This window comes from Chitinibacter sp. S2-10 (genome assembly GCF_046530675.1).
In the GTDB taxonomy this organism is placed as follows: Bacteria; Pseudomonadota; Gammaproteobacteria; order Burkholderiales; family Chitinibacteraceae; genus Chitinibacter.
Window position 1 is genome coordinate 1,362,286 of record NZ_CP172558.1, and the last position, 12,135, is coordinate 1,374,420.

10 protein-coding genes are annotated in these 12,135 nt (G+C 52.8%); all 10 read left to right on the top strand.

The features are described 5' to 3' along the window. Positions 1–21 precede the first annotated feature (21 nt). Complete coding sequence (locus tag ACG2XO_RS06505; RefSeq protein WP_410500002.1) at positions 22–1,461, top strand: UDP-N-acetylmuramoyl-tripeptide--D-alanyl-D-alanine ligase; 1,440 nt, start codon at positions 22–24, stop codon at positions 1,459–1,461. Next, on the top strand, positions 1,452–2,537 hold the full coding sequence (gene mraY / locus ACG2XO_RS06510) for a phospho-N-acetylmuramoyl-pentapeptide-transferase (protein WP_410500003.1): 1,086 nt from the start codon (positions 1,452–1,454) through the stop codon (positions 2,535–2,537). The genes ACG2XO_RS06505 and mraY overlap by 10 nt, the downstream gene beginning before the upstream one ends. 14 nt (positions 2,538–2,551) lie before the next feature. After that, on the top strand, positions 2,552–3,955 hold the full coding sequence (gene murD, locus ACG2XO_RS06515; RefSeq protein ID WP_410500004.1) for a UDP-N-acetylmuramoyl-L-alanine--D-glutamate ligase: 1,404 nt from the start codon (positions 2,552–2,554) through the stop codon (positions 3,953–3,955). After that, entirely contained in the window at positions 3,955–5,142 is a 1,188-nt protein-coding gene (gene ftsW, locus ACG2XO_RS06520) for a putative lipid II flippase FtsW (protein ID WP_410500005.1), read from the top strand. Before murD ends, ftsW begins: the two co-directional genes overlap by 1 nt. After that, entirely contained in the window at positions 5,139–6,209 is a 1,071-nt protein-coding gene (murG, locus tag ACG2XO_RS06525; protein WP_410500006.1) for an undecaprenyldiphospho-muramoylpentapeptide beta-N-acetylglucosaminyltransferase, read from the top strand. Before ftsW ends, murG begins: the two co-directional genes overlap by 4 nt. Positions 6,210–6,273: 64 nt before the next feature. After that, positions 6,274–7,683 carry a UDP-N-acetylmuramate--L-alanine ligase gene (gene murC / locus ACG2XO_RS06530; RefSeq protein WP_410500007.1) on the top strand — a complete coding sequence of 470 codons (1,410 nt, stop codon included), beginning with the start codon at positions 6,274–6,276 and terminating at the stop codon, positions 7,681–7,683. Between the two features lie 14 nt (positions 7,684–7,697). Next, a complete protein-coding gene (locus ACG2XO_RS06535; RefSeq protein ID WP_410500233.1) occupies positions 7,698–8,600 on the top strand; it encodes a D-alanine--D-alanine ligase in 903 nt (300 codons plus the stop codon). 147 nt (positions 8,601–8,747) lie between these two features. Continuing rightward, positions 8,748–9,494, top strand: coding sequence for a cell division protein FtsQ/DivIB (locus tag ACG2XO_RS06540; RefSeq protein ID WP_410500234.1), 747 nt, complete (start codon positions 8,748–8,750; stop codon positions 9,492–9,494). Positions 9,495–9,583: 89 nt separating this feature from the next. After that, positions 9,584–10,816, top strand: a complete 1,233-nt coding sequence (gene ftsA, locus ACG2XO_RS06545) for a cell division protein FtsA (protein WP_410500008.1) — start codon at positions 9,584–9,586, stop codon at positions 10,814–10,816. Between the two features lie 43 nt (positions 10,817–10,859). Further along, entirely contained in the window at positions 10,860–12,035 is a 1,176-nt protein-coding gene (ftsZ, locus tag ACG2XO_RS06550; RefSeq protein WP_410500009.1) for a cell division protein FtsZ, read from the top strand. Positions 12,036–12,135: the final 100 nt, after the last annotated feature.

Sequence of the window (12,135 nt, forward strand, 5' to 3'; positions counted from 1 at the left end):
TTAATAAAGGAAAAACGGTTCATGATGTTGAGTTTGCGGGAAACCGCACAAGCCCTAAATGCCCAGCTTGCCGCGCCAGATGCGGCGGGTGAGCTGACGTTTGCGCGTGTCACGACTGACAGCCGCGACATTCGTGCGGGAGATTTATTTGTCGCGCTCAAGGGTGAGCGTTTTGATGCGCATGATTTTGTCGATGCAGCACTGGAAAAAGGTGCTGTTGCTGCCTTGGTGCAACAAGATAGTGTGGCCTTGCGGCCTCAGTCGGGCGAAGGTAATCGCATTATCGTCAAAGACACGCTCGCTGCGCTGGGCGAGCTGGCCAAATACTGGCGCAAAAAACATGCGGCGATTCCGCTGATTGGCGTCACCGGTAGCAATGGCAAAACCAGCGTGAAAGAAATGTTGGCGTCGATTTTCAATGTCGTCGCTGGTGGGGAGCAATACGTTCACGCCACGCGCGGCAACCTGAATAACCATATTGGTTTGCCTTTGACTGTGTTGGGCATTCGCCCTGAGCACCGTTTTGTCGTCGCCGAAATGGGAATGAACCACTTTGGCGAGATTGACTATCTGACGCACATTGCCCAGCCCGACGTGGCGCTGGTGAACAATGCAGGTGCTGCGCATCTGGAAGCGCTGGGCTCGGTGGCGGGTGTGGCACAGGCCAAAGGTGAAATTTTTACCGGACTGGGTGCCAACGGCACGGCGATTATTAACGCCGACGACGAATTTGCGCCACTCTGGCGCCAGCTGGCCGCGCCACACGCGATTTGCACTTTTGGGTTTAACGGCGAGGTGAGCGCGGCTGCGGTCGTCTTGTCTGCAACGGGCAGCCAGTTTGTGTTGAAAACCGCGCAAGGCGAAGTTCCCGTGCAGCTGGCCGTGCCGGGCGAGCACAATGTTCGTAATGCACTGGCGGCGGCTGCGGCGGCTTTGGCCGTTGGCGTGAGTCTGGATCAAGTGGCGCAAGGCTTGCAACGCTGGGCCGGCGTGAAAGGTCGTTTGCAAGCCAGAACTGCGTTTAATGGTGCGGCGATTCTGGATGACACTTACAACGCCAATCTTGACTCGATGAAAGCGGCAATCGATGTCTTGGCGGCGATCGGTCAGCAAGGTAAACCCACGATTCTGGTGCTGGGCGATATCGGCGAAGTGGGCGATAGCGCCGAGTACTGCCATCGTGAAGTGGGTAGGTATGCGTCTGAACGCCAGATCAATCATATTGTTGCGGTGGGTACTGATATGCAGTATGCCGTTGACGCGTTTAATCAGGTGGCCGGGGCAGAGCGTGCGCAGCACTGCAGCGATCATGCCGCAGTGATTGCTGCACTCCGCCAGTTAATGACGCCCGATAGCCAGATTTTGGTGAAAGGCTCGCGCTTTATGCGCATGGAAACCGTGGTCGAAGGTCTGATCGCGCAAGATTTGGATAACACGCAAGGAGCACAGCCATGCTGCTGATGTTGATGCAATGGTTGGGCGAGTCGGTGCGCGCCTTTAACGTCTTTAATTACCTGACATTGCGCGCCGTACTGGCGACGATGACGGCGCTGGGGATTTCCTGGGTGCTCGGGCCCTATGTAATTCGCAAGCTGGCCGAACTCAAAGTCGGTCAGGCGGTTCGTGATGATGGTCCGCAAACGCATCTGGTCAAAGCTGGTACGCCAACGATGGGCGGTACGCTGATTTTGCTGTCGATTGGTCTGACTACGCTGCTGTGGGGCGATTTGAAAAACCATTATGTCTGGCTGGTGCTGATTGTGACGATGGCGACCGGTGTGATCGGTTTTGTCGATGACTACAAAAAAGTCGCGTTGAAAAACCCGAAAGGTTTATCAGCCAAAGCCAAAATGATCGGTCAGTCGGCGATTGCGATTGGCGCGGGCGTTTTTCTGGTCAATGTTGGCCCGGACGCGGCCAATACCGGCTTTATCATTCCGTTTTACAAAGAAATTCTGTACCCGTTTGGCGCAATCGGTTTTTGCGTGCTGACTTACTTTGTGATCGTCGGCACCAGCAATGCGGTTAATTTGACGGATGGTCTCGATGGCCTGGCGATTATGCCGGTCGTGCTGGTAGCCGGTGCATTCTGCATTTTTGCTTATGTCGCCGGAAATGTGAAATTTGCCACCTATCTGGGTGTGCCCCATGTGGCAGGTGCGGGCGAGTTGATCGTGTTCTGTGCAGCCATGGTCGGCGCGGGTTTGGGCTTTTTGTGGTTTAACGCCTACCCGGCTGAAGTATTTATGGGCGACGTCGGTGCGCTGGCGCTGGGTGCCGGTTTGGGTGTGGTTGCCGTGATTGTGCGGCAGGAAATCGTGTTGCTGATTATGGGCGGCGTGTTTGTCGTTGAAGCGCTGTCGGTGATGATCCAGGTCGCCAGCTTCAAAATGACCGGCAAGCGCGTATTCCGAATGGCGCCGCTGCATCACCATTACGAGCTCAAAGGCTGGAAGGAAACGCAGGTTGTCGTGCGGTTCTGGATTATCACCATGCTCTTGGTGCTGGCCGGTTTGGCCACGCTGAAATTACGTTGATTCGAGGCTAGATCGTGGAATTGAACGCGAAACATTGCATTGTCGTCGGTCTGGGCGATACCGGTTTGGCTACGGCTCGCTGGCTGGTGGGCAAAGGTGCGCGCGTAACAGTGGCCGATAGCCGCAAAACGCCGCCAAATCTGGCCAATCTGCAAGCCGAGCTGCCTCAGGTCGAGCTGCGCCTTGGTGCATTTAATGTCGACACTTTCGCCGATGCTGATCTGTTGGTCACCAGCCCCGGCGTGCCTTTGGCGACACCAGAGGTTGCTGCTGCGATTGCGCATGGCATTCCCGTTGTGGGTGATGTCGAGTTGCTCGCCCAAGCTCTGGTGGGTAAACCGGGCAAGGTGATTGCGATTACTGGCTCGAACGGTAAATCAACGGTCACCACGATGGTGGCGCAAATGTGTGAAGCCGCCGGGTTTAAAACCGTTACGGCAGGCAATATCGGCTTGCCGGTGCTCGCCGCACTAGCCGACTGGGAAGCGCGTGGTGAATGGCCGGATTTCTGGGTGCTTGAACTATCGAGCTTTCAGCTGGAAACGACGACTTCACTGATGCCCGCTGCGGCGACTGTGCTCAATGTCTCGGAAGATCATCTGGATCGTTATGCAGGAATGAAAGAATACGCGGCGACCAAGGCAAGCATTTTTGCCGGTTTAGGCGTGCAGGTCTTGAACCGTGAAGACGGCTGGTGCCGGGGTATGGCACGTGCAGGCCGCGATACAGTTTGGTTTGGGGCTGATGCCCCCCGTAATGATCATGAGTATGGTCTGCTTGAAATCGACGGTGATTTCAGCTTGCGTTGTGGCGAGTTCGAATTAATCAAAGCCAGCGAGTTGCCCGTTGCCGGCTTGCATAACGCAGTGAATGCGCTGGCGTCGATTGCCTTGTGCCGCGCCGCCGGTTTGCCAACAGCGCCGCTGTTGACTGCGTTGCGAAATTTCAAAGGTTTGCCGCATCGGGTCGAGTTCGTCGCCGAAGTGAATGGTGTGGCGTATTACGATGACTCGAAAGGGACCAATGTCGGCGCGACTGAGGCGGCGCTCAAGGGGATGACGCGTCCGGTGGTGCTGATCGCTGGTGGCGATGGTAAAGGGCAGGACTTCTCACCGCTGGTCGAAGCATGCGAGCGCATCTGTCGTGCGGTTTTGCTGATCGGGCGCGATGCGCCGCTGCTGGCTGATGTGCTGAACGAAGCGCAATCCAATTTTCTACCAAATGATGAAGACAATTACTTGCCGGTAATGCAATTGCCGACGCTGGAAATGGCGGTGTCCGTTGCGAGTAATTTTGCCGAGCCGGGTGATGTCGTGCTGCTCTCGCCAGCTTGCGCAAGTCTGGATATGTTCCGCAATTACCATCATCGCGCCGAAGTGTTTATCGCTGCGGTGAATGAATTGAAGCAGGGGCAGTAATGCGGCAGATCTTTTATCAGGCCATGCGCCGCATGAAACCCACGATGAACAGCTACGATCTGGCGCTGTTCTGGTGTGTCGTGCTACTGCTGTCGATTGGTCTGGTAATGGTGTATTCGGCATCGATTGCGATGGCCGAAGTCGACAAGGATACGAGCTTTCGCTCGCATTATTTTCTGGTTCGACACGGTATCTTTCTGTGCGTGGGTGCTTTGGCTGCGGTTGTGACTTTCAATATCCCGACCGAAAAATGGCGGCAATGGGCACCGTCACTGTTTATCGGTGGAACAATTTTATTGGTGCTGGTATTGATTCCCGGTATCGGTCGTGAAGTGAACGGGAGTAAACGTTGGCTGAGTTTATTCGTGATCAATTTGCAGCCGTCCGAGTTGATGAAGTTTTTTGTCGTATTGTATGCGGCTGATTACACCGTTCGCAAAGCCAATAGCATGGGGGCTCACTTGAGCGAAAGCATCAGCAAAGTACTGTTGCCGATGGGGCTGGTGATGGCCGTAGTTGGTGCGCTGTTGCTGCTCGAACCCGATTTCGGTGCTTTTACGGTGATTACTGCGATTGCAATGGGCGCGCTGTTTCTGGGTGGTTTTAACTGGCGTTTGTTTCTCGGCTTGATTACTTTCCTAGGTGCCGCGTTTGTTGGTCTGATTGCATCAAGTGAATATCGCCGTGCCCGTGTTTTGGGCTTTCTCGATCCGTGGCAAGACCCGTACGGCAAGGGTTATCAGCTGAGCCATTCGCTGATTGCATTTGGTCGCGGCGAATGGTACGGCGTTGGCTTGGGCGGCAGTATCGAGAAATTATCCTATTTGCCCGAAGCGCATACCGACTTTCTGATGGCGATCATCGCCGAAGAATTCGGCTTTATCGGTGTGGCAGTGGTGATCATGCTGTTTATGTTTTTTGTTTTCCGTGCGTTTGCCATTGGCGTGCAGGCGACCAAGCTCGAACGCCACTGGCATGCTCTGGCTGCGCAAGGGATCGGGATCTGGATCGGTTTTCAGTCGTTCATCAATATGGGCGTAAATATGGGTTTGATGCCGACCAAGGGGCTGACTTTGCCGCTGCTGTCTTTCGGTGGCTCGGGCATTGTTGCCAATATGCTGGCGATTGGCTTGCTGATGCGGATTGATTACGAAAACCGCCAACTGATCCGGGGTTATCGCGTATGAGCAAGCGAACATTGTTGGTCATGGCCGGTGGCACGGGCGGCCATATTTTCCCGGCTTTGGCGGTGGCCAATGCGATGCGTGACAAAGGTTGGGAAGTTATTTGGCTGGGCGCCAAAGACGCGATGGAAACGCGCGTTGTTCCGCAACATGGCATTGATCTGGTGGCGCTGGAGATTACCGGCGTGCGAGGAAAAGGCTTGCTGAAAAAACTGATTCAGCCTTGGGTGCAGGCCAAGGCACTGTTTGCCGCGCTGAATCTGATTTTCCGCCGCCGCCCTGATGTCGCGATTGGTTTTGGCGGTTTTACCGGCTTTCCCGGCGGCCTGGCCATGAAGCTGTGTTGGTTGCCGCTGGTGATTCATGAACAAAATTCGGTAGCGGGGCTGACTAATAAAGTGCTGTCAAAACTGGCCAACCGTGTGCTGTTTGCATTTCCGAATGCTTTTCCTGCTTTGAAATCCGGCTGCGTTGGTAATCCGGTGCGCGATGAGTTGAAAAGTGTTGCTACGCCGGACGAGCGTTTTGCTGGTCGTACAGGTTCGCTCAAGCTACTCGTCGTGGGGGGCAGTCTGGGGGCGCAAGTCTTTAACGAACAAGTCCCGAAAGCGCTGGCTTTGATTGCGCCGGAGCTTCGCCCGCAAGTGATTCATCAGGCCGGTGAAAAGCATATTGAGGCTCTGCGTACCAATTACGCCGCCGCCGATGTTGATGCCGAATGCGTCGCATTTATCAGCGATATGGCGAGCGCCTACGCCGACGCCGATCTGGTTTTGTGCCGTGCCGGTGCCTTGACGGTGGCTGAATTGGCTTGTGTTGGCGTTGCTGCAGTTCTGGTGCCATTTCCGCATGCGGTGGATGACCATCAGACCGGCAATGCGAAATTTTTGAGTGATGAGCAGGCCGGTATTTTGTTGCCGCAAGCGCAGTTCAGTGCCGAGTCTTTGGCTGTGTTATTGCGGCAAACCAGTCGTGAACAGTGTCTGGCGATGGCGAACAATGCCAGACGTTTGGCCAAACCGGAGGCGACGGCGCAAGTCGTTGCCGTGATTGAAGAATTAGCTGGATAGGAGTATGGGGTAATGGCCTGTAGAGTATATAATCTCTGTTCTCTGGCCTAATACCCTCTCAAATATGAAGCATAAAGTGAAACGTATCCATTTCGTCGGAATCGGCGGTGTCGGCATGAGCGGGATTGCCGAGGTTTTGCTCAATCTGGATTTTGAGGTCAGTGGCTCGGATCTGGGTAGCAATGCGACGACGCAACGTCTGGCTGCTGCGGGCGCGCAGGTTTATCAGGGGCATGCTGCTGAGTTTGTCGCCAATGCCGATGTGGTCGTGATTTCGAGTGCGGTCAAGGATGACAATCCTGAGGTGATCGAAGCGCGTTCGCGCCAGATTCCGGTGGTGCCGCGCGCGATGATGCTCGCCGAATTAATGCGTTTCAAACAGGGGATTGCGATTGCCGGCACGCACGGCAAAACGACGACGACCAGTCTTTCCGCCAGTGTGCTTGAAGCCGCTGGGCTTGACCCGACTTTTGTTATCGGCGGCAAATTGCACGCAGCCGGCTCGAACGCGCGGCTGGGCAAGGGCGAGTTTCTGGTTGCCGAAGCAGACGAGAGCGACGCATCTTTCCTGTTGCTCTCGCCGGTGATTTCGGTCGTGACCAATATCGATGCCGATCACATGGATACGTATGGCCATGATTTCGAAAAACTGAAACAGGCGTTTATTGATTTTCTGCATCACCTGCCGTTCTACGGTCGCGCTGTGCTGTGTGTTGATGATCCGCATGTGCGTTCGATTATTCCGCATGTGACGACGCCAATTACGACTTATGGCGTATCGGAAGACGCCATGTTGCGCGCAGAGAATATCGTTGCCGCGCATGGACAAATGAAGTTTGACGCAGTCTGGAAAAATGGCGAAACGCGTCGTCTGGCTGTGACGCTGAATATGCCGGGTATGCATAACGTGCTCAATGCGCTGGCAGCGATCGCGATCGGGATCGAAGTCGGTGCCGATGAAGCGGCGATTGTTGCTGCGCTGGAAAAATTTGAAGGTGTAGGGCGTCGTTTCCAGCGCTATGGCGAAGTGGCTTTGCCCGATGTTGATGGAAAAAGTCGTGGTTCATTCACGCTGGTTGATGATTATGGACACCATCCGGTTGAAATGGCGGCGACGCTGGCCGCTGCGCGTGGTGCTTTTCCATCTCGTCGTCTGCTGCTGGCTTTCCAGCCGCATCGCTATACCCGCACCCGCGATTGTTTTGAAGATTTTGTCAAAGTGCTCAATACCGTTGATGGCCTGCTACTGGGCGAAGTGTATGCCGCAGGTGAAGCGCCGATTGTGGCGGCTGACGGTCGTGCGCTGGTTCGTGCCGTGCGAGTGGCGGGCAAAATTGAGCCGGTTTTTGTCGAGCATATCGCCGATATGCCGGATGCCATTTTTGCTGTAGCCAAAGATGGTGATGTGATTATTACGATGGGTGCTGGCTCGATTGGCCAGACGCCCAAACAATTGTGCGAGCGTGCAGCATGAAACCGCTTGAAGATATGAAGCAGTTCGGTAAAGTCGCCGTGGTGATGGGCGGCTCGTCCAGCGAGCGCGAAGTGTCGCTGATGAGCGGCGCTGGCGTGCTTTCTGCATTGCAGTCACAGGGGATTGATGCGCATGCGTTTGATCCGGCTGAAATTTCACTCGATGCATTAAAAGTTGAAGGCTTTGATCGGGCGTTCCTGATTTTGCACGGTGGTCAGGGTGAAAACGGTGCCATTCAAGGCGCGCTCGAATTTATGGGAGTTCCCTATACCGGCTGCGGCGTGATGGCTTCTGCGATCGGAATGGATAAATGGCGCACCAAGCTAATGTGGCAAGCAGTTGGCCTGCCTGTGCCTGCGTATGAATTGCTGGACGACAAATCGGATTTTGTTGCCGTGGCAGATCGTCTCGGCTTGCCCTTGTTTGTGAAGCCAGCCAATGGTGGCTCCAGCGTCGGCGTCACCAAATGCCGTTCTGTTGCCGAAATTGAATCAGCATTTGCCGAGGCGGTGAAGTACGACGCTCTGGTTTTGGCTGAAAAGGCGATTTTGGGTGGCGAGTTTTCCTGTGCAGTGCTTGATGGCAAAGCCCTTGCAACAGTGAAAATTGAGCCAGCGACCGATTTTTACGATTTTGAAGCCAAATATTTCCGTGATGACACCGTATATACCTGCCCGGGTTTGCAAGGCCAGCAAGAGCAGCAAGCTCGTACGCTGGCGGAGCAGGCATTCCGTGTACTCGGAGCCAGCGGCTGGGCGAGGATTGATTTTCTGATGGATGAGCAAGGACAAATGTACTTGCTTGAGCCTAATACTGCACCCGGAATGACCAGCCACAGCTTGTTTCCGATGTGCGCTCGGGAGGCTGGAATTTCATACGAAGAATTGGTTGCCCAGATTCTGAATACAACTTTATAAGCAAAGGATATTTTTAGTGCGTTTTTGTCCTCAAATATGCGTAGCGGGCGAGCTTCAAACAAGAAGCCTGCTACGTGCGATGCCGCGTGAAATTGGCGCAATCGCACAATTGAGGTGCAAATAATGTGGGATAAGCCGCAGCTATTAATGTGGATCGCCAATTTACTAACCGGTTTGGCGACTTTGGTTTTGTTTTACGCGTTGCTGTTTTTATTGGTGCATTCACCCTTATTTCCAGTCAAGCGAATCAAGGTTGATGGTGAATTGGCGCATATCACGCGCGAGCAATTGCAATACGTGATTAAAAACGAATTGAAAGGTACTTTTTTTACGCTGGATTTAAATAAAACCCGGCAGGATTTTGAAAAGCTGCCCTGGGTGCGCCGCGTAGAGGTTCGGCGTCGTTGGCCGGACAAGCTGGAAGTGAATATTGAAGAGCATAAAGCATTTGCTCGCTGGGGTTCGAGTGCATTGCTCAATCAGTATGGCGAAAAATTTGATGCCGCAAGTAATGAAGCATTACCCGTTTTGGAAGGGCCGGAAGGAACGGAAAGATTGATGGTTGAGGGCCTGGTGCGCTTGAGTGAGATTTTGAAATCACTGAATCGTAAACCGACACATTTGTGGTTGTCTGACCGGAGAGCTTGGCGGGTTGAACTGGATAAAACGCTGGTTATTGAAGTGGGGCGCGAAGAGCCGCTTGAAAGGATAGGCCGATTTGTAAAAGCGTATCCGAATTCGCTGGCTTTGCTTGATCAGCCTTTTGAATATGTTGATTTGCGTTATCCAAATGGATTTGCCGTGCGTTTGCCGCAATATATTCCGGCTGAAAATCGGCAGGTGGAAAAAACAGTTGCACCAGTGAAACCGCTTGCAGTAAAAGCATCAATGTGATTGAAGCTTTTGATTTAATAAAGTAATCTAATTAGTAGGTTGTATGGTTTTATTAAAGTTAAACCTTAAGTTTTGTAAAGAGGCTGTCAGTGACTAGGGACGCAAAAAATCTCATCGTAGGGCTCGATATCGGAACGTCAAAAGTCGTTGCGGTAGTTGCTGACGTGACTGAAGACGGTTCACTCAATGTGGTCGGCATGGGGTCGGCTGCATCCAGAGGGTTAAAACGTGGTGTAGTCGTCGATATCGAAAAAACGGTCGGCGCGATTCAATCGGCGCTGGGTGAAGCCGAATTGATGGCCGATTGCAAAATCAGCGAGGTTTATACCGGCATCGCGGGCAGCCATATCAAAAGCCTGAATTCGCACGGTATGGTGGCCATTAAAGATAAAGAAGTCACTCAGGCCGATATTGACCGCGTGATTGAAACGGCCAGTGCGGTGAATATTCCGGCTGATCATCAGGTGCTGCATATTTTGTCGCAGGAATATGTGATTGATGGCCAGGAAGATGTGAAAGAGCCATTAGGCATGTCGGGTGTGCGTCTGGAAGTGCGGGTACATATTGTTTCTGGCGCGGTTTCTGCGGTGCAGAATATTACCAAATGCGTTCGTCGTTGTGGGCTGGAAATTGCCGAGGTGTTGCTGCAACCATTAGCCAGCGCGCATGCGGTACTCACTGATGACGAGCGCGATCTGGGTGTATGCCTGGTCGATATTGGCGGCGGTACCACCGATATTGCGGTGTTTATCAATGGCGCCATTCGCCATACCGCGGTGATTCCGATTGCTGGCGATCAAATTACGAATGACATCGCTATGGCATTACGCACGCCAACGGGTGAAGCTGAAAATATCAAAATTCAACATGGCGTTGCTTTGCGGCATATGACAGATCCGCAAACGATGATTGAAGTGCCAGGCGTCGGCGAGCGCGGTGCACGACAAATGTCACGCCATACTTTGGCCGAAGTGATCGAGCCCCGCGTTGAAGAATTGTATAGCTTTGTTCAAGCCGAATTACGCCGGGTTAATCTGGAAGATCGTTTATCAAGCGGAATTGTAATTACTGGCGGCGCTTCATTAATGCCAGGGATGACCGAATTGGCGGAAGAGATATTCCATATGCCAGTTCGATTAGGTTTACCACGCTATGTGGGTGGATTGGCCGAGGTCGTTAAAAACCCGCGCTATTCAACTGCAGTGGGTTTGTTGTTAATTGCACGACAACAAATGCAGAAAACCCCTGGGCAAAGGGGTAAGGATGGCTCTATTGGAGACATTTTTGGTCGCATGAAGGCATGGTTTCAAAATAATTTTTGAAATCTTCGGGTAAGCGGTAAAATCGGGTAACAGGAGAGAGAGTATGGCTTTAACTATTGAAATTCCAGAGGTATCACATCACGTCAATATCAAAGTAATTGGCGTAGGTGGTGCTGGTTGCAATGCAATCAATAATATGATCGAACACCATATGCAAGGTGTCGATTTTATTTCTTCCAATACCGATGCTCAGGTATTGAAATTATCCAAAGCCGATAATGTCGTTCAGCTTGGCTCTGAATTGACCAAAGGTTTTGGCGCCGGCTGCAATCCTGATATCGGCCGTCAAGCCGCAGAAGAAGATCGTGAATATATTGCCGAGCTGATTTCCGGTGCCGATTTATTGTTTATCACCGCCGGTATGGGTGGTGGTACCGGTACCGGTGCTGCACCAGTGATTGCTCAGGTTGCCCGTGAAAAAGGTATTCTGACCGTTGGTGTAGTCACCAAGCCAGGCCTGGATGAAGGTAATCGCCAGAAAGTAGCGCAAACGGGTATTGACGAATTGTCGCGCTATGTTGATTCGCTGATCGTCGTTTCAAACCAGAAGCTCGAAGAAGTGCTGGGCGATGATGTCACCATCGACGAAGCCTTTCGTGCCGCTGATGACGTATTGCGCAAAGCGATTGGCTCGATTGTCGAAATCATTCATTACCCAGGGCTGATTAACGTTGACTTTGCCGATGTGAAAACGGTGATGCGTGAAATGGGCATGGCGATGATGGGCTCGGCGAATGCGACCGGTCCGGATCGTGCGATGCGCGCGACCGAAGAAGCGATTTCTTGCCCCTTGCTCGATAACATTAGCTTCAAAGGTGCGCGTGGTGTTCTGGTCAACCTGTCCAGCGCGCCAGGCAAATTGAAAAAATCAGAAATTCGTCAGGCGCTGGAAATCATTGAAGCGCATGTTTCCGAAGGTGCTTTGGTGAAACATGGTGTGGTTTACGATCCTGAACTCGGTGAAGATGAAATTCGCATTACTTTGATCGCGACCGGTCTGGGTGGCGGCAAAGACATGAATAAACCGCAGTTGTCGGTAGTCAGCAGCCAGCCACTGAAAACGGGAACTGACAACGGCGCTTATGACGATGCTTATGACACGCCGGCGATCTGGCGTAATAATCGTCGTGGCCCAGCTAGCGACACGACTGCGGCGCGTCCGGCGATGTCGAATATCGATATGGATATTCCGGCTTTTTTGCGTCGCCAGGCTGATTAATTATCAGGCCATAAACAGCGTCTATTGGTTCGATTGCAATGATTCATCCTGCCTTTTACCCGAGGCTGGTAAAATTGTGAGTTGAGCTAATTGAAAAGGC